21 protein-coding genes are annotated in these 23,146 nt (G+C 69.4%); 9 read left to right on the top strand and 12 right to left on the bottom strand.

Features of this window, described 5'->3' with window-relative positions; all coding sequences use genetic code 11:
- Positions 1–46: 46 nt before the first annotated feature.
- Complete coding sequence (locus tag RPX00_RS33825; protein WP_406631479.1) at positions 47–1,390, bottom strand: MFS transporter; 1,344 nt, start codon at positions 1,388–1,390, stop codon at positions 47–49.
- Positions 1,391–1,454: 64 nt separating this feature from the next.
- On the bottom strand, positions 1,455–1,748 hold the full coding sequence (locus RPX00_RS33820; protein WP_406631477.1) for a putative quinol monooxygenase: 294 nt from the start codon (positions 1,746–1,748) through the stop codon (positions 1,455–1,457).
- Between the two features lie 210 nt (positions 1,749–1,958).
- On the opposite strand from RPX00_RS33820, the gene RPX00_RS33815 reads away from it, so the two are divergent.
- The 5 genes from RPX00_RS33815 to npdG all read left to right on the top strand — a co-directional run bounded on the left by RPX00_RS33815 (position 1,959) and on the right by npdG (position 6,768).
- Positions 1,959–2,789, top strand: coding sequence for a GntR family transcriptional regulator (locus tag RPX00_RS33815; RefSeq protein ID WP_406631475.1), 831 nt, complete (start codon positions 1,959–1,961; stop codon positions 2,787–2,789).
- Complete coding sequence (locus RPX00_RS33810; protein WP_406631473.1) at positions 2,786–3,808, top strand: TIGR03619 family F420-dependent LLM class oxidoreductase; 1,023 nt, start codon at positions 2,786–2,788, stop codon at positions 3,806–3,808. The genes RPX00_RS33815 and RPX00_RS33810 overlap by 4 nt, the downstream gene beginning before the upstream one ends.
- A gap of 33 nt (positions 3,809–3,841) precedes the next feature.
- The gene (locus RPX00_RS33805; protein ID WP_406631471.1) at positions 3,842–4,549 is read left to right on the top strand and encodes a transglutaminase family protein; all 708 of its coding nucleotides are present in this window, start codon (positions 3,842–3,844) and stop codon (positions 4,547–4,549) included.
- 96 nt (positions 4,550–4,645) lie between these two features.
- Positions 4,646–6,055, top strand: coding sequence for an NAD-dependent succinate-semialdehyde dehydrogenase (locus tag RPX00_RS33800; protein WP_406631469.1), 1,410 nt, complete (start codon positions 4,646–4,648; stop codon positions 6,053–6,055).
- Between the two features lie 32 nt (positions 6,056–6,087).
- Entirely contained in the window at positions 6,088–6,768 is a 681-nt protein-coding gene (gene npdG / locus RPX00_RS33795) for an NADPH-dependent F420 reductase (protein ID WP_406631467.1), read from the top strand.
- Here npdG and RPX00_RS33790 read toward each other — a convergent pair.
- Positions 6,734–7,039, bottom strand: a complete 306-nt coding sequence (locus tag RPX00_RS33790) for a 3-hydroxyacyl-CoA dehydrogenase family protein (RefSeq protein ID WP_406631465.1) — start codon at positions 7,037–7,039, stop codon at positions 6,734–6,736. The two genes, npdG and RPX00_RS33790, sit on opposite strands and share 35 nt — an antisense overlap.
- 343 nt (positions 7,040–7,382) lie before the next feature.
- On the opposite strand from RPX00_RS33790, the gene RPX00_RS33785 reads away from it, so the two are divergent.
- Positions 7,383–7,763 carry a pentapeptide repeat-containing protein gene (locus RPX00_RS33785; RefSeq protein WP_406631463.1) on the top strand — a complete coding sequence of 127 codons (381 nt, stop codon included), beginning with the start codon at positions 7,383–7,385 and terminating at the stop codon, positions 7,761–7,763.
- A gap of 73 nt (positions 7,764–7,836) precedes the next feature.
- On the opposite strand, the gene RPX00_RS33780 is transcribed toward RPX00_RS33785, so the two are convergent.
- The 6 genes from RPX00_RS33780 to RPX00_RS33755 form a co-directional block, all read right to left on the bottom strand.
- Complete coding sequence (locus RPX00_RS33780) at positions 7,837–8,574, bottom strand: hypothetical protein (RefSeq protein WP_406631461.1); 738 nt, start codon at positions 8,572–8,574, stop codon at positions 7,837–7,839.
- Positions 8,575–8,753: 179 nt separating this feature from the next.
- On the bottom strand, positions 8,754–9,221 hold the full coding sequence (locus RPX00_RS33775; RefSeq protein ID WP_406631459.1) for a flavodoxin family protein: 468 nt from the start codon (positions 9,219–9,221) through the stop codon (positions 8,754–8,756).
- An 84-nt stretch (positions 9,222–9,305) separates the two neighbouring features.
- On the bottom strand, positions 9,306–9,785 hold the full coding sequence (locus tag RPX00_RS33770) for a hypothetical protein (RefSeq protein WP_406631457.1): 480 nt from the start codon (positions 9,783–9,785) through the stop codon (positions 9,306–9,308).
- The gene (locus RPX00_RS33765; RefSeq protein ID WP_406631455.1) at positions 9,782–10,168 is read right to left on the bottom strand and encodes a hypothetical protein; all 387 of its coding nucleotides are present in this window, start codon (positions 10,166–10,168) and stop codon (positions 9,782–9,784) included. The genes RPX00_RS33770 and RPX00_RS33765 overlap by 4 nt, the downstream gene beginning before the upstream one ends.
- A 139-nt stretch (positions 10,169–10,307) precedes the next feature.
- Positions 10,308–10,772, bottom strand: a complete 465-nt coding sequence (locus RPX00_RS33760; RefSeq protein WP_406631453.1) for a hypothetical protein — start codon at positions 10,770–10,772, stop codon at positions 10,308–10,310.
- 70 nt (positions 10,773–10,842) lie between these two features.
- A complete protein-coding gene (locus RPX00_RS33755; RefSeq protein ID WP_406631451.1) occupies positions 10,843–11,340 on the bottom strand; it encodes a hypothetical protein in 498 nt (165 codons plus the stop codon).
- Positions 11,341–11,683: 343 nt separating this feature from the next.
- Here RPX00_RS33755 and RPX00_RS33750 point away from each other — a divergent pair, with 343 nt between their 5' ends.
- On the top strand, positions 11,684–13,573 hold the full coding sequence (locus tag RPX00_RS33750) for a tachylectin-related carbohydrate-binding protein (RefSeq protein ID WP_406631449.1): 1,890 nt from the start codon (positions 11,684–11,686) through the stop codon (positions 13,571–13,573).
- A gap of 294 nt (positions 13,574–13,867) precedes the next feature.
- Here the strand turns inward: RPX00_RS33750 and RPX00_RS33745 are convergent, their stop codons facing one another.
- Together RPX00_RS33745 and RPX00_RS33740 are read right to left on the bottom strand one after the other, a co-directional pair.
- Entirely contained in the window at positions 13,868–17,656 is a 3,789-nt protein-coding gene (locus RPX00_RS33745; RefSeq protein WP_406631447.1) for a tetratricopeptide repeat protein, read from the bottom strand.
- A gap of 30 nt (positions 17,657–17,686) precedes the next feature.
- Entirely contained in the window at positions 17,687–18,022 is a 336-nt protein-coding gene (locus RPX00_RS33740) for a trypco2 family protein (protein WP_406631445.1), read from the bottom strand.
- A gap of 706 nt (positions 18,023–18,728) precedes the next feature.
- Here RPX00_RS33740 and RPX00_RS33735 point away from each other — a divergent pair.
- Positions 18,729–19,145, top strand: coding sequence for a hypothetical protein (locus RPX00_RS33735; protein WP_406631443.1), 417 nt, complete (start codon positions 18,729–18,731; stop codon positions 19,143–19,145).
- 1 nt (position 19,146) lies between these two features.
- Here RPX00_RS33735 and RPX00_RS33730 read toward each other — a convergent pair whose 3' ends face one another.
- Entirely contained in the window at positions 19,147–22,260 is a 3,114-nt protein-coding gene (locus RPX00_RS33730; RefSeq protein ID WP_406631441.1) for a BTAD domain-containing putative transcriptional regulator, read from the bottom strand.
- 253 nt (positions 22,261–22,513) lie between these two features.
- Here RPX00_RS33730 and RPX00_RS33725 point away from each other — a divergent pair, with 253 nt between their 5' ends.
- Entirely contained in the window at positions 22,514–23,137 is a 624-nt protein-coding gene (locus tag RPX00_RS33725; RefSeq protein ID WP_406631439.1) for a hypothetical protein, read from the top strand.
- Positions 23,138–23,146 lie beyond the last annotated feature (9 nt).

Below are 23,146 nucleotides of genomic sequence, written 5' to 3'. Positions count from 1 at the left end.
CCGTCCGGACGGTGTCGCGAGCCGGCACCCACGACACCGTCCGGTCTCAGCGCGGAAGCGGCTGGCCCTTGGTCTCGGGACCCACGAACCAGATCACCCCCAGCGCGATGACATACGACGCCAGGCCGACCGTGGTCGCCGCCGTCGAGATGCCGCCCAGCAGGCTGATCAACACGCCCGTGAAGAGCGTGACCGCCGAGCCCGCGATCCGGGCGGAATTGAACACCGCCGAGATCGCGGTCGCGCGGCCCGTGGTCGGGAACAGTTCGGGCATGTAGATCGGCATCCAGGCGAACTGTCCCAGGATGAAGAACCCGGCGACCCCGGCCGCGATCAGGGCGGTTTCCGGCGTCTTCACCGCGAAGAAGAAGACCGGAAGGATCACCGCGGACCCGACGTAGTACAGGACCATCGTGGGTTTTCGGCCCCACCGGTCCGCCAGGTAGCCCAGCACGAGGTAGCCGGGCACCGAGGCCGCGTTGAAGACCAGCCCGGCGGTCGCGGACCAGGCGGGTCCGGCCACTTGTGCGGTGTACTGCGGGATCCACGCCGACACCCCGTAGAGACCGATCACCGACACCACGGTGACCACCAGCAGCCGGACCGCACGGCGGCGGAGGTGGGGCTGGCTGAACACCGAGGCGAACGGCGAACGCAACAGCTCACGGTCCTGCTCGGAGACCTGCCCGCCGTTGGCCACCGTCGCTTTGACCTGGCGCCGTCGGTCGCGAATCGTCGTCCAGATTTCCGGATCGCGAACCGCCCGGCGCACGTAAAGCACGACCAGCGCCGGAAGCGTGCCGACGAGGAAGAGGTACCGCCAGGCCTGGCCCCCGACCGGCTGCAGCAGGAACCACGCGACCGCGGCGAGCACCGCGCCGACGCCGAAACCGGATTGCAGCACCGCCGCCGCACGCCCGCGGCTGCGATCGGGCCACAGCTCGCCGATGAGCGTCGTCGCGCTGCCCCACTCGGCGCCCAGCCCCATGCCGGTGATGAAACGCAGGGCCAGCAACCACCAGTAGTTGGGCGCCAGGGCGGTCAGGCCGGTGAACAACGCGTACCAGAGGATCGAAATGATGAGGGTGCGCCGCCGGCCGAGGTAGTCCGCCGCGAACCCGGCGACGATCCCTCCCAAGGCCCACCCCGCGAGGGTCGCGGCCACCAGCGCGCCGACATAGGCGGGAAGCCGTTCCAGCTGGGCGCTGGTGCCCAGGCCGGCGACGGCGGCCGAACCCGCCAGCACGAGCGCGTAAGTCTCGAATCCGTCGAACGTCCATCCGAGCCAGGACGCCAGCAGCGCGCGGCGGCTGGTCTTGTCGATCCTGCGGACGGTCCGGGGTTGAGCAAGGGTTTTGCGCGGTGGCAGGCCGCTTTCCAGGTCGGACACAGTGCTCTCCTTTGAGCTGCTCTCCGTTGAGCTGTCAGCACGACGCCGGGGATGGGTGCCGCAGTCAGTCGAGCACGTCGACCGGCGCGAGAACAGTGACCTCGATCGGTTTGGCCAGCATCTCCGGCAGCTGGGCCCGGTAGTTCTTGTAGTGCGCCGACGCGCGATGCGCCTCGAGCGCGGGCGTGTCCTCATAGCGCTCGATCAGCACGAACTCGGGGTCGTCTCCCCGAGAGGTGAACAGGTTGTAGAGAAGGCAGCCCGGCTCGGAGCGGGTCGGCGCGACCATCCCTTCGAGCAGCGCCCGCAATTGCGCGGCGCGCTCGGGCGTCGGGGCGAAGCGGGCGATCACGGTCACGGGGTTCTCGTCGGACACGGGGGTTTTGTCGGACACGGTGTCTCCAGTCTGCGAGCAATGCCGGGGAGCCTCTTGCATCCCCTTCGATAAGACGTTATAAAACGTCTTATGCACAGTGTCAAGGCTCGGCGGCCGGCGGCGAACCCGCTGACCTGCCTTCCGCGCCGGTCGGCGTGCGGTTCCGGGCCGCCGACCGGTTCAATACGACTTATGACATCCCATCCGGATTCCGAGTCCCGCCTGGACCTGTCGGCCGCCGACCTGCGGATCGAACGGGGCCGCACGCCGGCCACGGTGCAATTGGCGGAGCAGATCAAGGCCCAGATCATCAAGCAGCAGCTGCCGCCCGGCGCGCGGATGCCCACCGAGAAGGAGCTGATCGCGGAGTCCGGGCTGAGCCGGATCACCGTGCGGGCCGCGGTGGGCGTCCTCGAATCCCAGGGCTGGGTGGTGCGCAAGCAGGGGCTGGGCACGTTCGTGTCCGAACCGCTGGACCAGGAGCTGTCCTCCGGCGTCCGCACGATCACCGAGGTCCTGCTCGACCGCGGCGTCACCCCGCACATCGACGTCCTGAGCTTCGGGATCGAACCGGCGCCGGCGCACGTCGCCCAGGTCATGGGCGAGCCGGAAGCGCTCGTCATCCGCCGTCGCTACGGCGACGGGGAGCAGCCGGTCGCGCTGGTGACGATCCACCTCCCGGCCCGGGTGCTCGACGCCGCGGAACCCCTGCGGTCGGCCGAACCCGCGACCGAAACCACCTACACGATGTGGGAACAGCGCCTGGGCACCCGCATCGCCGAAGCCCGGCACGAAATCCACGCGGCCGGCGCGTCCGCGGAAGTCGCGGCGGCGCTGGACCTCGACGAGGGCGCCCCGGTCCTCGTCCTCGACCGGATCAGCTTCGACCACCGGAACCGGCCGCTGGAGGTCGTGGTCTTCCACTACCGGCCGGACCGCTACGGCTTCGCCGTGACCCTCCCCCGCGTCCTCTCCGGCGGCCCGGCCGGGATGACCGAACGAACAGAAAGGCAGTACCCATGACCGATCCGGTTCCTCCGGACCGCCCGCACGCCGGGCTGATCCTCGCCCTGACCATCCGCGGCCTGTCCGTGGGCAGCTACCCGGACATGGCCCGCGTGGCCAAAACCGCGGAGTCCCACGGGTTCGGCTCGGTGTGGCTGTGCGACCACTTCCTGACCCTCAGCCCGGACGACTACGTCCGGGACGCCGGGATCGCCGGCGGCGGCGAAGCGGACGCGCCCGCCGAGGGTTCCTCGTCGATCCCCTTGCTCGAATGCTGGACGGCCCTGTCCGCGCTGTCCCGGGACACCAGCACGCTGCGGCTGGGCACCAGCGTGCTGTGCAACTCCTACCGCTACCCCGCCGTCCTCGCCAAGATGGCCGCCACCCTCGACGTGATCTCGGACGGACGGGTGGACCTCGGCCTCGGCGCGGGCTGGTTCCAGCAGGAGTTCGAAGCGTACGGGATTCCGTTCCCCTCGACCGGCGACCGGGTTTCCGCGCTCGCCGAGTCGCTGCAGGTGCTGCGCAGCGTCTGGACCGAGCCGAACCCCCAGTTCCACGGCAAGTTCTACGAGATCGACGGCGCGATCTGCGACCCGCCGCCGGTGCAGCGGCCGCACCCTCCACTGTGGATCGGCGGCGAGGGCTTGCGGGTCAGCCGCATCGCCGTCCAGCACGCGAACGGCATCAACGTCCGGTGGTGGCCGGCCGCGAAATGCGCCGAACGCCGGGCGCTGCTCGACCGCGAGTGCGAGGCGATCGACCGCGACCCGGCCACTCTCCAGCTGTCGCTGACGACGCTGCTCGCCCCCACTGAATCGCCTGAGGCGCAACGACAACTGCGCGCGCGGTTCAAGTCGATCCCGGAAAGCGGCCTCATCACCGGCTCCCCCGAAGCGTGTCTCGAACGCCTTCGCGAATACCAGGACGCGGGAATCAACCACTTCCTCTTCACCATCCCGGACGTGGCGGATTCAGACCACCTCGACGTCGTCGGCGAGCAGATCCTGCCGCACCTCGACGCCCTGTCCGCCTGAACCGCCTCCGCAGCGCAGAAAGCGAGCCCCGCCATGCCTTCCGAGGACTACCTCCGCCCGACCGCGTACCTCGACTCGGACCACCCGCTCGTCGTCTCCACCGCCCGCGACCTCACCGCGGGCGCGGCCACCGACGTCGAACGACTCGGCCGCATCTACCACTACGTCCGCGACCTGCCCTACGACATCCTCGCCTCGTTCCGCTACCTCGCACAGGGCGAGACCGCCGCGAGCGCGGTGCTCGAGCACGGTGTCGCCTTCTGCATGGGCAAAGCAAGCTCTTTCGTCGCCCTGTCCCGCGCGGCGGGAATCCCGGCCCGCGTCGCCTTCCAGGCACTGGACGCGCCGAAAATGGAATTCCTCTCCCCCGAGGTCCGCGTGCTGTGGGGCGGACCGGCCGGACGCCCGCTGCCGTGGCACTCGCTCGGCGAAGCCTTCGTCGACGGCCGCTGGATCAAGCTCGACGCCACGATCGACGCCCCCACCGCGTCCCGGCTCGGGAAGCCCTACACCGTCGATTACGACGGCCGCACCGACATCCCGACCGTCGAAGGGCCGGTGCTGCGCGAAAACGGCAGCTACGCGGACTACCCCGCCGAGGTCGCGGACTGGTACCTGCGGGTCTCGCGCGAGGTCCTCGACGCACTCAGCTCGCCGGCCGCGCACGACCGGGTCGCCGCCGACGACGTCCTCTGGAGCGGCCCGGATCCGGAATCGGTCAGCAGGCAGGCCGTCGCCTGACCTTCTCTCCGCAAGGAGCGACACCGGGGCGACCCCCGACCCGGAATCAGTCACGCCTGCCCCGTTCATTTCCCTCTCAACCCCGGGAGCAACACCATGCCCGCTCGCCAGATCACCTCCGTCAACCCTGCGACCGAGCAAGTGCTAGCTCGGTTCGACCCGCACGGCCCGGCCCAGATCGAGACCGCGCTCGCCCGGGCTACCGCCGCGGCCGCCCAGTGGCGGTCGACGCCGGTCGAGGACCGCGCCCAGCACCTCCAGCGCGCCGCCGCGTTGCTGCGCGCCGACCGGGACCGGCTTGCCGCGCTAATCACCGAGGAGATGGGCAAGCCCATCGCCGAAGCGGAAGCCGAGGTCGAGAAGTCCGCGTGGTGCTGCGAGTACTACGCGTCCGAAGGTCCGGCGCTGCTGGCCAGCCAGCCGGTCGAGACCACGGCCGCGCGAAGCCACATCGCCTACGACCCGCTCGGCCTGGTGCTCGCCGTGATGCCGTGGAATTTCCCGCTCTGGCAAGTGTTCCGCTTCGCTCCGCCAGCGCTGCTCGCGGGCAACGGCGCGGTCCTGAAGCACGCGTCGAACGTCCCGCGCTGCGCACTCGCGATCGCCGACATCTGGGACCGCGCCGGCTGTCCGACGGGCCTGTTCACCACTCTGCTCGCCGGCCCCGACGCGGTGCCCGGCCTCATCGCCGACGACCGCGTCCACGCGCTGACCCTCACCGGTTCCACCGAGGTCGGTGCCAAGGTCGCCGCGCTGGCCGCACAGCACCTCAAACCGCAGGTGCTCGAACTCGGCGGCTCCGACCCGTTCATCGTCCTCGCCGACGCCGACGTGCCAGCGGCCGCCGCGGCAGCGGTCACCGCGCGCATGCTCAACTCCGGGCAGAGTTGCATCTCCGCCAAGCGTTTCATCGTCGAAGACGCCGTCGCCGACGAGTTCACCGAAGCGTTCGCGGCCGGGGTCGCCGCGCTCGCCGTCGGCGATCCCTTCGATCGCGGCACCCAAGTCGGCCCGCTCGCCCGGGCCAGCATCCGCGCCGATCTGGTCGACCAGGTCGCCCGCAGCGTCTCCGCCGGCGCCCGCGTCGTCACCGGCGGCACCGTCCCGGACGGGCCCGGATTCTATTTCCAGCCAGCCGTCCTCGATCAGGTCACTCCGGCGATGGCAGTCGCGGCTGAAGAGACCTTCGGCCCCGTCGCCGCTGTCGTGCGCGCAAAGGATTCGGCCGAAGCCGTCGATCTCGCCAACGCCACCGAGTTCGGTCTCGGCGCCGCACTGTGGACGACCGATCTCGACCGGGCCGACCGCATCGTCCCCCGCCTCGACGTTGGAGCCGTCTTCGTCAACGGGATCGTCGCCTCCGACCCCCGTCTGCCGTTCGGCGGCGTCAAGCGCAGTGGCTACGGGCGGGAACTCGGCGCCTTCGGGCTCCGACAGTTCACCAACGTCAAGAGCGTCTGGGTCGGGCCCGCACGGGACGGGCAGGCGCACCCGCTCAGCGAATGACCTCATTCAGAAGCGAACGAAAGCGATCTCCCATGCACCCCAATCCGCCCTACAGCGAAACCGTCGCCATCGTCGGCGGCACCGGAGCGCTCGGCCTCGGGCTCGCGACCCGCTGGGCACACGCTGGCGTCCACGTCAGAATCGGTTCCCGCCGCGCCGACGCCGCGAAGGCCGCAGCGGCACCACTTCCCGGGGCGTCCGGCGGCGAAAACGCCGAAATGATCAAAGACGCACCCGTGGTCGTCGTCGCGGTGCCGTTCAGCGCGCACATCGAGACGGTCCGTTCGATCGCGAACGTCATTCAGCCGGGCCAGCTGCTGATCGACACCACCGCGCCGATGGTGCCCGGCCGCCGCGGCCTCCGGCCCATCACCCCCTGGGCGGGTTCAGCGGCGGAGCAGGCGCAAGACCTGTTGCCGCGCGGCGTTTCCGTCGTCTCCGCGCTGCAGACCGTCAGCGCCGCCACGTTGCGGGACACCGCACAGCACCTGGACGAGGACGTGTTGCTCTGCGGCGACCAGAAGGCGGACAAGGAGGCCGCGGCCGCGCTGATCACCCGGATTCCCGGACTGCGGGCGATCGATTGCGGCCCGCTGGACCTGAGCGGGGTCTGCGAACGGATGACCGCCTTGCTGATCGGGGTCAACCGCCGCTACCAGACCCACGCCGGCATCCGGCTCACCGGGCTGTCCCAGCTCGGACAGCCCGCGTGACCCGGGCGTCAATGCGGCCTGAAGCCCCGCTTTTGACGCTGAAGTACCCGGCCGCCACGAACTCCGCGAGGTGGCCGACGACGTCCAGCAACCGGATCGGGCCGAGCGGGTCGCCGCAGGCGAGAGTCATCACCTCGTCGATCTCGTCCGCGGTGGCCTGCCGGTCCTGGAGCAGTTTCACGGCGCGGTTGAGGTACGGGAACAACAGCGCGTTGACGATGAACCCGGACGTCGTGGTCACGAAGACGGCGTCCGGGTTCGCCGTGCGCATGTCGAGCACTTCCGGAACCGCCTCGACGACCAGATCGGCCGGTGGCAGCGGGCCCGGGTCGAGGAGAAAAGTCCGCCGGGTAGGTGCAGAGGCTGAACTCGCCGACGGTGTGGTCCCGCCACGCCTGTGCCTCGTCGACGGACACCTTCGGGTCCGTCTATCCGATGTGGACATGGATCGGCGTGCGCAGCGGAGCCGCGAAGAACGTGTCGCGACTGGACACAACTCTCTCTCCCCCCGGATCTCCGTTATCGAGCAGGACAGGCACATCGCCGCGCAGGAACGGGCACACCTGACGGACGGCGCGGAAACAGTCCGCCAGCATTGTTCCGGCCGGAAATAATTGTCGTCGCCGATCGAGGCGCTCGACGTGACGGACGCGAACCTGATCCGGGTCGACGGCCGGGGCGCTGACCTGCGGCGCGGTTCCATGGTGCGCGCGGTGGCCCGAAACGCGCGGTTCGACGGCGCCGACCTGTCGTGGTCGGACTTGAGGTCCGCGGCGTTCGTGCTGACCAGCATGCGCAACTGCAGCCTGGTCGGCTGCGAGCTGGACAGCGCGCTGTTCGTCGGGGCCGATCTGCGCGGAACGATCCTGCGCAGCACCGACCTGTCGGGAGCCGATCTGTCCGGTGCGGACTTGCGCGGGGCGAAGATCGATCACGAAACCCGGTGGCCCGCCGGTTTCGACGCCGAAGCGGCAGGCGCCGAACTCGGCAACTGACCCGAAGCGACGGTCTCCTTGCCCGCTACGGCAAGGAGACCGTCGTCCATCCACAATGGACCCTGCCGCTAGGTCAACGGCACTTCGTCGCGGTGTCGACGATCGCCACTCCCCCGACGGCGCCGTCGGCAGTGGGCGTGAACTCGAAGCTCCAGCCCGGCTTTTCCGCGATCGGCAGCTCGAACCGCCCGGCCTTGCCAGCCTTCAGGCCGCGCGCGTCGTACGCCTTGTGCAGATCCGCCAGCGAGGATCCGGCGCCGATGCCCTCCGCGGTCTTGGCCCCGGGCGGCGCGCCCAGTTCGTGCAAGCCGTTCTTGCCGAACGAGGCCCCACCGGCGGCGGCGAACGCCTTGTCCCGCTCTTCCCGCTTGCCTGCCAGATCGGCGCTCGCCATCGCGGCGTCCGCCGCCAGCTGGGCCGCCTCCGCGTCCTTGGCCGCGGCTTTGGCCGAATCCGCGGCGGACCCGCCCGTGCTCTGCTTCGCGGCCTGGTCCGCGGCGTCCGCCTTGGAGTTGAGATCGACGGCTTTCCGCTCCGCCTCGGCCTCGGCGGCCAGCTTCGCCTGGTCCGGCGCGGGGCCGCCCTGCCAGCTCAGGACCGTGCAGCCGTCCAGCACGGAAACCGGGGCGTTGGCGAGTTTCCCGGTGGCCAGCGCCGCTTCCTTGGCCATCCCCGGTGCGATGCCGCGGTAACCGGCCGCGCCGAAGACCTCAGGCCGAGCGGCTTCCGGCGGGGCCGTGGTGGCCTCCGACGAACACGCCGCCAGCGCGGTCACCGCGCCGATCGCCACGGCCGCACGGCCGATGGACATGACAAAACCCTTGTGCATGTGATTCCCCTCGTTGCAGACCCAATCTCACGGGGTCGTTTCCCGGTGGACCGGGACAACGATCAATCTACTCGCGAGGGCCACCGCAATTTCACCCGCTCCGCGGAAAACCCACAGCCGTGACGCGGTTTCTGCACTGGGTGGATTCCAACGAGACGCTGCTAACGACCGGCACCGGTCCTCAGGCCTTCGGCGAAGATGCGCGCCGCCGCCAGGTCAGCGGCGCCGGGCCGTCCTTTCCTGATGCCGCCGATCGGTTTGAACGGAAGATAGGTGTCCCACGCACGGCACGAGAAGGTGTCGACCACCTCGAAACCCTTCTGCCCGAGCATCCGCACCAGAGGACGGAAGAAGGGCTGGAACCGCGCTTCCGGGAAGCCGCTGGTGGCGAACACGAACGCGGTGCCTCGCCGCTCTTGCGGCAGCGACTGGACGAACTCGCGCAACTGCGAGTGAAAGGAACCCAGGAAGATCCCCGAACCGAAACCCACGAGGTCACACCCGGCGAGCGCAGCCGGGTCGACCTGCTCCGGGGTGACCACCCGGGCGTCGAGGACCTCGCCCATGACGTCGGCGATCTTCCTGGTGTTGCCGTGCGACACGGAGGTGCACACGATGACGGACTTCATGACGCTCTCCCCCTCCCTGACTTCCCTCACGACTCCAGGACGGGGCGTAAGCGGGGAATGTGACATCAGGGAATGTGGTCGCGGTCACTGCCCGATCCCGGCCCCCCGCTTCGACCACCAGTACACGACAGGCGGAATTCCGGCCAGCAAGGCGGCACCGGAAATGCCGAGGCCGACCAGGAATACCGGAATGTCACGTTCAAAGCCGGTACCCGGCTCCCCGCGGAAAAAGAGCGGACCCGCACCCAATACGACGGCCCCGAGGGTGCTCAAGCCAAGCGCAACTGTGGTAAATCGCTTCCGCCGCTGTTCCCAGGGCAGGAGCCGCGCGGACGGAGGCCGGTCGCCGCTCCCCCGCAGCCGGGCCAGTACTGCCGCGATGCCGAGCAGCAGGCCCGCCCCGGTCACGCACAGACCGAGGATGAAGGACCCGCCCGCACCGAAATTGACGCCGGGCCCGGACGGCTCGGCGATCGCCATCAGGGCTCCCATGCTGAGCAGCACGTCCCCGGCGACGATCAGCCGGATCGCGATGACCGGCAGCCGCTGAGCGATGGTTTTCATGGTTCCTTCCTGGTGGTGTGGGCACGGTCAGACCGCCGATACAGCGCGGGCGGAATTCCCGCCAGCAAGGCGGCGCCGGAAATGCCGAGGCCAACCACGAACATCGCATAGGTATCGCTCCAGTCCGAGTCCGCGGTTTCGTGGGCGAAACTCACTGCTCCCGCGCTCTGCACGACAGTCCCGGCAGCGATCAAGCCCGCCGCGAAGAACCTGAGGCGTTTCTCCCAAGCCGACAAAGGGGCAGTGACGCGCGGCTCGCTCTTCCGGCCCCGCAGCCAGGACACGGCCGCCGCTAGGCCAGCGACAAGGCCCAACCCGGTGCAGCCCAGACCGAAAAAGAGGGCGCCGCCGGCACCGATGTTGGGCGACTGAGTGATGATCATGACGAATCCCGCCGCCAGCAGCACGCCCCCCGGCCGCCATGAACCGGACCGCGATGGTGGACCAGCGCTGAGCAACGGTTCTCATGGTTCCTTCCTGCTGGCTCGCAGAGCTGGGCCGCAACCGGAGGTGTGGACAAAGTCAGCGGTCAACCCTGGTCCTCCGCTTCGACCACCAATAGACCGTCGGCGGAACTCCGGCCAGGAAACCGGCGGCAACGATGCAGACGCCGGTCACGAGAGCCGGAACAGCACTCCTGGTGCCGCCGTCCGCGTATCCGGTGGCGAAGACGACGGCTCCCCCGCTCTGCACGACCGCCCCGGCAGCGATCAGGCCCACCGCGGCCGCGGTCAAGGACCGGAGGCGCTTTTCCCAAGCCAGCAAAGGGGTAGCGACGCGCGGCTCGCGCTTCCGGGCTCGCAGCCAGGCCACTGCCGCCGCCGCGCCGATCAGCAGGCCCCCCGCGGTGGCGCCCAGACCGAAAAAGAACGCACCGTCGCCACCGAAGTTGACACCGGCATGGGGCCGCTGGGTGATGACCATGACGAATCCCGCCGCCAGCAGCACGGCCCCGGCCGCCATGAGCCCGACTGCGATGGTGGTCATGAGCCGCGCGGCGGTTCTGATGGGTCCTTCCGGCCAACTGGCGTCGGTGCGCCGCGGGGGCGGAACCAGGTCAGCGTGCGACATCGTTCATCGGCCTCGACCAGTAACGCACCGTCGGCGGAAGCCCGGCCAGGAGACCGGCGCCCGCGATGCAGAGGCCGCTCACGAAAATCGGGAAGGCCTTTTCCATCCCGATAATCCCGCTCGCCACGCCGGCGGGCGCGGTTTGGTTGGCGAGGACGAGAGTCGCCCAGCTCAGCACGACGGCCGCGACGGCGAACAGGCCGATCGAGGACCTGGTCAACCATCTGAGGCGCTTCTCCCAGGCCAGGAGTTCGACATCGGGGCCCCTGCCCGCCAGCAGCCGGACGAACGCCGCCGCCACGCCGAGCAGCAGGGCCAGCCCGGTAGCACCCAGGCCGAGGGTGAAGCAGCCGGCGGCGCCGATGTTGGCGCCGCTGTTGGGCGGAGCGGTGATCACGAAAACGAATCCCGTGCCCAGCAATACGGCCCCGGCGACGACCAGCCACGCCGCGTTGGCGGTCAGAATCCGGACGGCGGTTCTCATGGCTGTTTCCCGCCTGCCGCGCCCGCCCGCGCCGAATGCGGACGCCCAAGCCAGGCTCGCGGCACCAGCTTCACTTCGAACTCCCCCTCTTGCTCTCCCCGCACTGACCGGCGCCCCCAGGCACACCCGCAGTGAACAGAAGATAGATATCAGATTCCGGTCGAAACTACGAGGAATGTGACCTACGGCGACAAAAACCGAAATCGGTAACATTTTCCGGCCCCGTGCGACGTCTGCCGGTGAAGCTGGCAACCGGGGGGACAGCCACGCGACGCGACAGCGCGCCCTCCCGGGGCCGGGCGACCCCGAACGAGCACAATCAGAGAGGAATTGGCCGTTGCGCATGCGTTATCAGCTGCCGGCCCTCGGCGCGGCAGCAGGCATGGTCCTGTGCGGCATTCCCGGCCTCGCGGCCGCGGCGGCCGCCGGCCAGAGTCCCGCGATCGAGGACTACGCCTATCCTGGCGCCGACAAGATCCTGGCGGAGCAAGGCATTCGGCTGAAAGCCGGGGACGGGAACATCCGGTTGGCCGTATGCGGCGACCGGACCGACGTCATCAGGATCGTGTCCAATCGCAACAACACCCGGGAAACGTTCTGCTTCGAGTCCACCGGGCCGAAGGGCTACCTCTCGCTGGAGGTCCCCGCGACGTTCCTGGCCAAGGGCGACGGAAACGCCGTCGAAATGACCCTGACCCACAAGGGCACAACGCAGACCGTGCCGGTCGGCAAGGACACCTGGACCAAGCTGGGCGAGTCCGCCGATCCCGACAACGGCCCGGCGACTCTGGTGGAAATCAAGACCTCCGGTCCGGCGCCCGCCCCCGGTCCGGTCGACGCCGCGCCGTACGCGGCCAAGATCACCGTCGGCCAGCCCGGCGTCGACGGACGGGGCTGCAGCGGCGTGCTGGTCGCGCCGCAGTGGGTGGCCACCGCCGCCCGGTGTTTCGCCGACGACCCGAGCCAGGGCTTCGCCATCCCGGCCGGCGCGCCCAAGCAGAAGACCACGGCCGTCGTCGGCCGTCCTGATCTCGGACAGACCGACCGCGGCGCCGTCGTGGACGTCGTCTATCTGGTGCCCCGTCCCGACCGCGATCTGGTGCTGGCCAAGCTTTCCGCGCCGGTCAACGGCGTAACCCCGGTCGCGCTGAGCACCACCGCCCCGGTCGCTGGCGAGACACTGAAGGTCACCGGCTACGGCCGCACCGCCGACACCTGGGTCCCCACCAAGGCCCACACCGCATCCTTCACCGCAGGCACGACCACCGACACCACGGCGGAAATCACCGGCACTGTCGGCCCGTGCAAGGGCGACGCGGGCGGTCCAGTCGTCCGCGAACGCGACGGACGCACCGAACTCGTCGGGCTCACCAGCACCTCCGCCCAGAACGGGTGCCTGACCGAAGCCCCGACCACGCCCGGCGCCACGCAGGCACGCACGGACAACATCGCCGCCTGGATCAAGGGCCAGATCCCCGCGCTGTCCATCGCGTGCACTGGCAGCGTCTCGATCTTCGCGGTCAAGGACGACCTCGTCCTCTACAACCACCCCGACCCCGTTGCCGGCGGGGCTATGTCCCCCAACCAGAGCGTCATCGGCAACGGCGGCTGGTCCGGCTTCGCCCGCGTGCTGGCCGGCCCGAACGGCGTGATCTACGGCATCCGGCCCAACGGCGACGTCTACCGCTACCAGTGGACCGGCACCGGCTGGAGCGACAACTCCCGCGAGGTCATCGCCACCGGCTGGTGGGGATGGAACGACCCGGCCACCCGCCCGAAGCTGACCGTCGACGCGCGCGGGGACTTCTACTCCACCGGCTCCGACGGAATCCTCTGGCGGATGACCTACACCGAGTCGACCAAGACCTGGAACACCGTCAAGGTCGACACCGGCTGGGACTCCTACGACCTGATCACCGCGGCGGGAGACGGCGTCCTCTACGCCCGCACCCGCGACGGTCAGCTCTACCGCTACGCCTACGACCACGCCGCGGGACGCTGGGCACAGCACAAGAAACTGGTCGGCAACGGCGGCTGGGGCATCTACCAAACCCTCTCCTCCCCGGGCGGCGACGTCCTGTACGGGGTGACCGCCGGCGGCGATCTGCGGTGGTACCGCTACTCGTCCTACACCGACACCTGGGCCGAAGGCCCCACCACCATCGGCCACGGCGGCTGGCAGCAGTTCACGGATGTCGCGGTGCAGTCGAACACCTGCGTGCTGCCTAAGTAGAAGTCGCAGCTGGGGCAAGTCAGTGAGAGGCTCCTTGTGTTTCCTTCAAGGGCCCCTCACTGATTTCAGCCCCGCCCGAGCCTGCGCATTCGACGCGAGCGCAGTCCGGTTGATTCCCTCGGCTCGTTCACAGGATTGGTAGCAGCAGCGGTCGGACAACGGCACGGCCCCGTGTTCGGCCGCCTGCCGGGACGCCGAGGTCGTGGAACGAGAGATGGTCGGAGCCGACCGCTTCGAAGAGCACGCCCGCGTCTTGCAGCCGCGCGAACAGCGCCCGCGGCGCGATGAACAACTTCAGCTCAGCTCCGCAGATTGCAGCCTGGCAAGCAATCGACGACATTCGTCAAGAGTTTCCGTATCCGTCTTCCGTTGCTTCCGGATCGCTTCTTGTTCGACGTCGATCGCCTCGGTCACCGCGGCAACGGCTTCCGCCTCTCTGCCTAGCCCGGCCAGCCGGACCGCGCATTCATAAAGGAACTCCGCAAAAGGAAGATCCTCGTCACTGCCGTTGTCCTTGGCTTGGCGCATGAGTTCGACTGCTTCCGTGACCGCCGCGAGGCTCTCCTGCTCACGGCCCAGGCCGGTGAGCACGAGAGCCCGTATGCCCAGGCTCATCGCCAACGCCCGAGTGCAGGCCCCTTTCCGCTGGTCATTGAGCGTGCGCCACACCTCGCCTGCTTCAGCCGCCCTGGCCTGTGCGTCCTCGAGCCGACCCGCATCGGCCAAGGCTTCGGACAGCAAGAGCAGCCTGGAACCGAGCTCGTCCGAGCGGGCGGGTGATTCATCCGGGCCGAGCCGGCGCAGGATGTCGACCGCCTCCGAAGCGGCCAAGATCTCCTCTTCATACCTGCGCAGCTCATGGAGAAGGTTCACCCGGTTGCCCAGCAGCTTGACAAGCAGCACCGAGTACGACTTCGCTTCGAGATCATCGAGCCGGCGGCATGCGGCGATGGCCTCGACGATCGCCTCAAGCGCTTCTTCGGTCCGCCCCTGGCCAGCCAGGCCGTTCGACAGGCCGACCAGGCTCGGAATCAGCGAGCGGAGATGAACGGGATCGCGTTCCGCCAACCGACGTCGGACCCCGACCTCCTCGAAACGCGCCGAAAGCTCGTCATCGAGGCGACCGAGGTCGTGCGAGATGCTCGAGAGGCTGGCCAGGCTGCTCGCCAGGTCGGGCAAGTGCATCCCTCGCCTGTCCTCCGCGAGCCGCCGTCGTATGCCGACGGCCTCCGCGAGGCAAGCGCGTCCGTCGTCGAGGCGGTCCAGAACACGGTGGAAGTCCGACATCACGTGCAAGCTCTCCGCGAGGCGAGCCTCGTAGACCGCGGGTCTGCGCTCGGCCAGCCGGCGCTCGATGCCGACCGCTTCGGCGATCGCCTCAAGCGCTTGCTCACCTCGTCCGAGATCGCCCAGCCGCAACGCGAGATTGTACAACGACGCTGCGAGATTCGGGAGGTAGGCGTCAGGACGTTCCGCCACCAGGCTTCGCCGCATCTCGACGGACTCGATGGACGCGGTCAGCGCATCCGCGTGCCGGCCAAGCGCGGCCAGGGCATTCGACTGGCTGTTGAGGCCGAGCGCGAGATCGGCGAGATCGGAACTGGACTCGTGCCCGGCCAACGCCCGACGGATCTCGACCGCCTCGTTCACCGCCTCGATCGCTTCGTCGTATCGGCCGACTATCCCGAGCACGTTGCCGAGATTGTTCAAGTTCGTCGCGTAGTTGCGGATCTCGAAATCGTCCAGCCCTGCGATATCACCGCTATCGCGTTGGAGCATAACGGATTCAGTGAGCAGCTCCAGGGCCTCGTCGTAGCGGCCAAGGTCCCTCAGATCGTTAGACAGCGAGTTGAGAGCCGAACAAAGCAGTACGGGCGACGCTCCCGGATAGGATTTTTGCAACCGGCGCAGAATATCGACCGACTCGGTGATCGCGTCCAGCGAATCATAGTACCGTCCCACCGCGCCGAAGCACCCCGCCAAACGTTGAAGGAGCACCGCGAGGTACGCCTCTTCCGCCGCGTTTTCCAGGGTCTGGCCACGCCACCACTGCACCGCCGCCCCGGTAATGGCGACAGCGACATCCGCCAGCACCTCGCTGTCGTCGGGAAACGCGAACGTCAATAGGTCCAACATCGGACTACCCGCTTCGGCATCGTCGGCGAAGCGGGCAAGAGCGTCGAGCAGCGGAGTCGAGTCCTCCACTCTGGGCGCGGTGTCGACAGCCGCCGGGAGCAACTTGTGGTGGCGCAAGCACAGTTCAGTGACGGCCGCAGAAACCGCCGACCCGAACGCTCGGTGTGCGGCGGCCCTCGTGGCCACCGTGAGAATCTTCCGAGCGTCTTCCTCTGACGCCGAAACCGCGAGCGTTTCGAGCACACACTGCCGACTCCGATCCAGCATCAGACGCCCGGCCAGCCGCTCGGCCAGCCGATCAGGCACCAGCCCTTCGAACTTCCCGTCATCGACCGTGGGATAAAGGGAGACCAGCCACCCGCGAACTGCCTCGCGCAGCCCCAACGGAAGCTCGGCGACCGCGGGAATCATCGTCAGAAGCTCGTCGAGTTCCTCTCCGCTGCTTGGTCCGACGATCGTCGCCGCGGCAACGACGTCGTCCACCATCGCCGTCGTAACTATCGGCAGCAGTCTCGAAGCCTGCGCGGCCATCAGCCAGTAGCCGCGTTCGTGATCCAGCACGCGATCCTCGGGGCCCCGCCGGACACCGGCCATGGGCTGAGCGGCCTCTGTAACCGCGTCGAGCAGATCAGCGAGCGCAGTCATATGCACCGCTAGCACTGTCCCGTCCCAGGCCTGGCGGAGCGGCCGAGCATTGATCGCCGCTGCCGCGGCACTCCAGATGTTTGCTTCCGCCCCGCGGATACGGCGTGCTGCAAGGCTAAACGCGGCGACCGCTTCCTGATAGCTTTGCTCGCGGCTTTCGTTGTCGCCATCCAGCGCCGGCAGAGCGGAGATCTCCGCGATATCGACCAGATCCCGGATGGCTTCGCCCGTCGACGGCAGTTCGCGCCACCACGCACCCGCTGTTCGAGCGAGCAGCAACAGCTTGACCGGTACCGAGGAACGGCGTCGCACCAGGACTTCGGCGAGCGCGGCCAACTGCTCGCTTCTGCCTTCGGCATAGTCCACCACGACGAGCGTCGGCGCTCTGACGTCGGCCAACACGTCCAGCGATTGCTTCGGCGCGTCCCGGTCGAGCCACAACACCGCCCAGCCGGCCCGAACTCGGCTCGCGCCGAATTGGTGGGCCAGCCGCGTCTTGCCCTGCCCTCCCGGCGCGTGCAGCAGCCACACGCCGAGACCGTCCTCCTCCGACCAAGCTTCCAACGTTGAGAGAGTCTCTTCACGGCCGTGAAACGGAACCACGGCCCGGCGGGGAGCGAGCAGCCCTGCCGGCGATAGCAGCGCATTGCCCGACGAACCTCGTGCCTGAGGATCCGCCAGGTCATGCAACTCGACAGCCTCGCTGGCTGCAGCCTCGGCACCGGCGTGACGAGCGACAATCGCCCTGAAGTCCGGTTCTCGCAGCAACACGAACGCTGGTATCGCCTCCAGCGCAGCGTGTTCGCGGTCAGCTGGCTCGGCCGCTACGACACCGGTCAGCAGCCCTTCGCACAGCACCGCCGCGCCTGACATGCCGCCCCACGGCGCCCGTCCCGACGGAGGATGCGCGTCGAGGTTCACCACGTATCTTTCTCCGACCGCGCGATCGCCCGGATTGACAGACCCGGTGAGTTGCAGAACGTCGATCGCACGGTCTGCACGCTGAACAAGATCAGGGACGCCGCAGCATTCGCACCGGACCTTGGGCCGATGGGTCACCAGTCGTCCCCAGCCGACCGCGCCGGACAGCCCTCGTCCCGCAACCGCGTCATCGACTTCGACCAAGGCTGCGTCGTCCCCGCCGCCTGGCGTGCCGCGCCAGACGACCACCCCGGCGTGCACCTCCTGCCGGCCGAGAAAGAAAACCGTCGCCGAAGTTCCCACCGGGCCGACCACGTGCGCCGACGTCAGCACCAGCGACGACGCGACCGCGTAACCCGAGCCAGGGGCCGTCCCGGTCACGGCTGCTACCCGTTCCCACTCCACTGCGCGTCACGGCCCCTTTTCAGCGCGCGCTGCCGGACGAAGCGGCCCCTCTGGACGCGCGCGCTCCCCTGCTACCAGCAAGTCGCCACCGCCCGCCGGACGAGGAGCCAGTGTCACCTTCACTTTGTGCGTACGTCCGCGCACCGCGGAATCCTCGGTGTCGGCAGACACGACCCAGGCTTTGAAACCCGCTTTCTGCTTGGCATCCCGACGCAATTCGAATCCGAACTCAAGTTCAACGGGACCGACGACGAACTCCACCCTTTCGCCTGAACCCCTGGCCGCCGCCTCGACAAGTTCGTCCCGCAAGGCGGCAACCGCGTCCCCTAGCTCGATGTCCATGGCCACAGAATGGCACACGCCTCCGCGCTCGCTCCCGAGACCTGAATCTCCTTTCGTTGGCAGGGCGTCAAATCAAGTCCCTGAACATGAGCATCGTTCGCTTTCGAAACAACCGTCGAGCACGGACTAGTCGTCTGAATTCCAGGAAATCACCACGGCAGCATCAGTGCGCACAGCGGCAACTCGCGGTCCCGTTTTAACAATAGCGGCGAATTGCGCAGACCAGCTGGCGACTCGGAGGCGGCCAGTCAGCCCGCGGCGGGGACCACCGCAGGCTTGCCCGCGCAGAAGGAAAACGGCGCTCCGAGGGCAGGCGGGTTCGGGTCAAAGTGTTCTGCCCAACAATACGGCCGAGCGGGCTCACAACCATGCGGGCATTCGCCCGGTGCGGCCATTTCTCAGTACAGGTCCCGGGAAAAGTTCCAGAACGGCGCTGACAAGGCTCCCGGCAAGGGCTGGCCTCGGACGGCAACTTGTCCGATGGCGGCGCGCGGGCGACGAGGCGAGCACTGCGATCGGCTCAGCGGCAGGTGGAACAGTGTCCAGACCAAGCGCCAGCAGCGGGCCAAGACCGGCGTCGCCGCAACGACGGGTCGGGCCCCCACTGGACACCCGTTGAACATCCGCTGGACCGCCCGCTTCGGCGTCTTGCGGCCCCCGCCCCGAGACAACACATTGGGGGGGACACGGAAACGAGGGGGTTGCCATGCGAAGAGCCCGGAGAGCCAGCGCGCTCACGGCTGTCACGGCGGGGCTGCTCGCCACGGTCCCGTTCGTCACGGGCGCTGCGGAAGGAGGTAACGAGTGCTGGTCCACCGTCCCGATCGAGCTGGCCAACGAAGGAGTGTGGAAGTACTTCAACCGGATCTCGTGGTGTGCGCGGGGATCCAAGGTCACCTCGGTCGAGATGGTGGTCACGCACCAGGTGCTCAATGACGCCTGCCGGTGGCTGGGCCGGGTCGAAAAGTCCGACACGCCCGCGAAATACGGCCGGACGGTCTACGAGCAGAGCCGGTTCGAGTGTTCGGGCACCGCTGGCTCCGACGGCGTGAACCCGTGGGTGGTCGCCACCGTCCGGCCGGACGGCACCTACACGGTGGACCGGAGCGGCATCCGCTGGTGAATCACGGCCGCAGCCGGGAAAGCAGCGCCAGCGTCCGCGCCTCTCCCGGTCCGTGCCCGGTCTCCCGGTGCACGGCGAGCGCGCTCCGGGCGTGCTCGGCGGCGGCTCCGGGGTCGCCGCGGGCGAGCAGGGCTCCTGCCAGTGCCGTCAGGGCCTGGCCCCGCAGCGCCCGGTAGCCGGCCCGCTCGGCGAGCGCGAGAGCTTGCCGAGCGGGCCCCGGGTCGGCGGTGACCGTCGTGAGGCCGATGAGCGCGTCGGCCTCCGGGTAGCGGTCGCCGGTTTCGCGGATGAGGTCCAAGGCCTGCTCGTACCGGCGGATCGCTTCCGGCCGGTCGCCGAAGCGGGCCAGTACGGACGCCAGCGCGGCGAGGGCCTCCGCCTCGGTGCGCGGGTCGCCCGCTTCCCGAGCGAGCGCGAGCCCGGTGCTGGCGCATTCCAGCGCCATCGCCCGATGGCCGCGATCGCTGTGCGCCAGGGCCAGCCTGCTGCGGGTTTCCGCTTCGCCGGCCCGGTTTCCCGCCTCGCACTGCAAATCGAGGGACCGGCATAGCAGTTCTACGGCCTCGGCCGTCCGGCCGCGAGCGTGCTGTGTCTGCCCGAGGTTGGCGAGGTTGATCGCTTCGCCGTACCGCGACCCGATCCGGCGGTACCGGCGCAGCGCCTGGGTGTAGTGCTCGGCGGCTTCGGCGAGCCTGCCCATTTCCCAGTGGACGAGCCCGAGATTGCCGAACGCGACCGCCTCCCCCGCCGGCTGGCCGATCCTTCTGCTCAGTGCCAGCCCGCGACCGAACCGGAACGCGGCGGCGGCGAGCCGTCCGGACTGCCAGTACACACACCCCAGGTTCCCCAGCACCGCGGCCTGCGCCTCGGTCCAGCCCGCCTGCCGCGCGAGCAGCAACGACGCCGTGTAGTGCCGGACCGCCTGCTGGTATCGGCCCTGGCGGAAGTGCAGGTCGGCGAGGCTGAGCCGAGCGGCGGCCTGTTCGCGGGGACCGCCCTCGGCATCGGCGGCGCTCAGGCCCGCCTCGGCGACCGCGAGCCACTCGACCCGGCGCATGCACATCCAGAAGTACCCGCGCAGCGCGTCGGCGAGCTGCCACGCCATTGGACGCGGGCTATCACTGGCCGCGAACCGCACGGCGGCGACGAGGTTTCCGCGTTCGGTGTCCAGCCACGCCAACGCCTCGCCCAGCCCGGCGAACGCAGACGGGACGCCGGACACCGGCAGCCGCAGCATGTGCGGGTAAAGGAGGCGGGCGGCACCGTCCACTCCCGCCAAGTACCAGTCGTACAGGCGGCGCAGCGCCCGCTCGCGCTCCTCGGCAGGCTCCAGCCGTCCGGCTTGCTCAGCGGCGTATTGCCGGAGCAGGTCGTGGAAGCGGTACCGGCCCGGCGCGTGGTGTTCGACCAGGTGCGCGGCGGCCAGCCGATCGAGAAGGGCGACCGCGCGCGTCGTCTCGACGCCGGACAGCGCGGCCACGGCCTCGGCGTCGAAGTCCGCGCCGGGAACCAGGCTCAGCAACCGGAACAGCCGCTGGGCCTCGGCGGACCGGGCGGCGTGGGACAGGTCGAAGGCGACCCGCACCGCCGCCTGCTGGTCGCCCGGCACCGCGAGGGCGGCGAGCAGGTTGCCCTCGCGCAGTTCCGCGACGTAGTCCCCGATGCCGGAGCCGGGCCGGTCGGCGAGGTTGGCGGCGGCGATCCGCAGCGCGAGCGGGAGGTGGACGCACAGTTTGGCGAACTCGGCCGCCGCCTCCGGCTCGGCGCCGACGCGCGCGCGGCCCAAGACCTCCGCGAGCAGTTCGACGGCTTCGTCGGGGCTCAGCACGTCGATCGTGAACTGGCGCGCGCCGTTCACGGCGACGAGACCGGTCAGGCTGCCACGTCCGGTCACCACCGTCAGGCACCCCGGCCCGGACGGCAGCAGCGGCCGCACCTGATCCGGATTGACGGCGTTGTCCAGCAGCACCAGGAGCCGCCGGTCGGTCGTCAGGGTCCGGTACAGGGCGGCCGCGGTCTCCGCGTCCGAAGGTACGCGTTGCGGCGGAATCCCCAGCGCGGCAAGGAACTGCGCAAGGATTTCGGCAGGGGTAGCCGGGGTGCCCGGTGCGTGGCCGCGCAGGTTCGCATACAGCTGCCCGCCGGGAAAGCGGTCCCGGACGCGGTGCGCCCAGTGCACGGCCAGCGCCGTCTTGCCGACGCCCGCCGTGCCGGAGACGACGGCGAGGTCGCCGGTCGCCAGACTGTCCAAAAGCGACAGTTCCGCCGTCCGGCCGGTGAAGCCGCGCGGTTCGGCGGGCAGCTGCTTCGGAACCCGGTGCGCCGGCTGCGGTTCGGCGTGGACCGCAGCCCCGGGTTCGCGCAGCACGGCCGCGTGCGCGGCGCGCAGTTCGGGCCCCGGGTCGATCCCGAGTTCGTCGGCGAGGCGCGTCCGCACCTGCCCGTAGAGCCGGAACGCCTCGCCCCGCTGCCCGAGCGCGTGGTGGGCGCGGATCAGAAGTGCTTGTGCGGCTTCGTCAAGCGGCCGTTCCGCCGCGGCTTCGGCGATGCCAGGCAGGACCTCCGCGGCGGCGCCGGTGTCGATCATCGCTCCGGCGTACCGGCAAAACGCTTCCCGGCGCTCGGCGACCAGCGAAACGACCTTCGGGTGGCCGGAGAGCGGCGGCAGGTCGGCCAGCGGCCTGCCGTGCCACAGCCGGAGCGCTTCGCCGAGCGAAGCCACGACACGGGCGGCGTCGGAATCGCGGTGCGCGTCGTTGGCCTCGGCGATGAGTTCGCGGAACCGCCACAGGTCGACGTCCACCGCGTCCTGCCGCACGGCGTAGCCGCCGCCGACGTGCGGCAGCACTCCGCTCCCCGCCCGCGGCGCCCGGCCGGGTTCCAGCAGCCGCCGCAGGTGCTTGACGTGCGTCTGGACGACGTTCACCGCGCTCGGCGGCGGACGGTCGCCCCACAGCGCGTCCACGAGGTCCCGCCGGGTCACCGCGTCCCCGCCGGCGAGCGCGAGCAGCCCGAGAACCGCGCGCCTTCCGGGCGGGCCGAGATCGAGTTCCGTGCCGTCGTGCCAAGCCCGCAGCGATCCCAGTACCTGGATGCGTACCGACCTCGTTGCCACGCTGGCCCCCAGCTATCGGCTGCCCAACGTAATGGGCCCGGCGGCCGGTGCACAAGGAAGTGGCTCCGCCCGGGCTAACCGGGCCGGGGCCGTCCGCCGCAACCCCCGTCCTCGGACTGTCCGTTGTGGACGGACGGCGGAGTCCAATCCTCGTCCAGCAGCCGTCCAGTACCCCCTGGTGAGCTGTTCGGAGTCGGCGCGAGCCGCCGAATGCCCCCTCCCGAACCATTGCCCCGCACAGAAAGAGACGGACATGACCAATCGTGCCTGGAAGGCATGCACCAGAGCGGCCCTGGCGGCCGCGGTCAGCTTCATGGCCCTCGCCGCGGTGGCGACGTCGGCCTCCGCCGCCCCGCCCCGCGCCGTCAGCGCGGCGCATTCGCCCGCGATCGCCGTGTCCCACGGCCGGTTCGACCTCGTCGGGGCGAACCGCGCCGTCGCGGCCGACGACCAGGTCACCGCGTTCCACGGCTTCAGCACCTTCCGGACCCTGGTGATCCAGTCGCAGGGGTTCGACCTCGAGGGACGGATCCAGGGCAAGCTCCGCAGCTACGATTTCAGAGCCATTTACCAGGTCTACCAGCTTCCCTCGTCGTCCGGCTGGAAGGTGTGGGCGCTGAGCTTCAAGCGCGACAAGACCCAGAGCGTGCTGAAGGAAACGTTCCGCAGCGAACAGCTGATCGACGTCGACGTGGACATCAAGTTCAAGGTCTCGTCCGCGAACCTGCGCGGCGTGTCCACCCTGCGGATCGGTTTCGAGACGCTGCGGCTGTCCCTCGACGGCACGACCAAGGACTTCACGGTCGTCAACGGGGCCTCCGGCGGCGGCAAGGACCAGAACAACAACGACGTCCCCGTGGACTTCGAGCCGGTCTGACCGGGGGTG

Origin of the sequence: Amycolatopsis sp. WGS_07 (genome assembly GCF_045278895.1) — a bacterium.
Lineage (GTDB): Bacteria > Actinomycetota > Actinomycetes > Mycobacteriales > Pseudonocardiaceae > Amycolatopsis.
Note: the sequence above shows the minus strand (reverse complement) of the source record. Positions and strands in the feature narration are given on the sequence as shown.

What these genes read in the sequence shown, in the direction of transcription:
- RPX00_RS33775 (WP_406631459.1), bottom strand. Translation starts at nt 9,221, where the DNA reads ATGAAGTCCGTCATCGTGTGCACCTCCGTGTCGCACGGCAACACCAGG.
- RPX00_RS33740 (WP_406631445.1), bottom strand. Translation starts at nt 18,022, where the DNA reads ATGGACATCGAGCTAGGGGACGCGGTTGCCGCCTTGCGGGACGAACTT.
- RPX00_RS33780 (WP_406631461.1), bottom strand. Translation starts at nt 8,574, where the DNA reads ATGTCCATCGGCCGTGCGGCCGTGGCGATCGGCGCGGTGACCGCGCTG.
- RPX00_RS33765 (WP_406631455.1), bottom strand. Translation starts at nt 10,168, where the DNA reads ATGATCATCACTCAGTCGCCCAACATCGGTGCCGGCGGCGCCCTCTTT.
- RPX00_RS33815 (WP_406631475.1), top strand. Translation starts at nt 1,959, where the DNA reads ATGACATCCCATCCGGATTCCGAGTCCCGCCTGGACCTGTCGGCCGCC.
- RPX00_RS33805 (WP_406631471.1), top strand. Translation starts at nt 3,842, where the DNA reads ATGCCTTCCGAGGACTACCTCCGCCCGACCGCGTACCTCGACTCGGAC.
- RPX00_RS33760 (WP_406631453.1), bottom strand. Translation starts at nt 10,772, where the DNA reads ATGACCACCATCGCAGTCGGGCTCATGGCGGCCGGGGCCGTGCTGCTG.
- RPX00_RS33770 (WP_406631457.1), bottom strand. Translation starts at nt 9,785, where the DNA reads ATGAAAACCATCGCTCAGCGGCTGCCGGTCATCGCGATCCGGCTGATC.
- RPX00_RS33735 (WP_406631443.1), top strand. Translation starts at nt 18,729, where the DNA reads ATGCGAAGAGCCCGGAGAGCCAGCGCGCTCACGGCTGTCACGGCGGGG.
- RPX00_RS33800 (WP_406631469.1), top strand. Translation starts at nt 4,646, where the DNA reads ATGCCCGCTCGCCAGATCACCTCCGTCAACCCTGCGACCGAGCAAGTG.
- RPX00_RS33750 (WP_406631449.1), top strand. Translation starts at nt 11,684, where the DNA reads ATGCGTTATCAGCTGCCGGCCCTCGGCGCGGCAGCAGGCATGGTCCTG.
- RPX00_RS33725 (WP_406631439.1), top strand. Translation starts at nt 22,514, where the DNA reads ATGACCAATCGTGCCTGGAAGGCATGCACCAGAGCGGCCCTGGCGGCC.
- npdG (WP_406631467.1), top strand. Translation starts at nt 6,088, where the DNA reads ATGCACCCCAATCCGCCCTACAGCGAAACCGTCGCCATCGTCGGCGGC.
- RPX00_RS33790 (WP_406631465.1), bottom strand. Translation starts at nt 7,039, where the DNA reads ATGCGCACGGCGAACCCGGACGCCGTCTTCGTGACCACGACGTCCGGG.
- RPX00_RS33810 (WP_406631473.1), top strand. Translation starts at nt 2,786, where the DNA reads ATGACCGATCCGGTTCCTCCGGACCGCCCGCACGCCGGGCTGATCCTC.
- RPX00_RS33755 (WP_406631451.1), bottom strand. Translation starts at nt 11,340, where the DNA reads ATGAGAACCGCCGTCCGGATTCTGACCGCCAACGCGGCGTGGCTGGTC.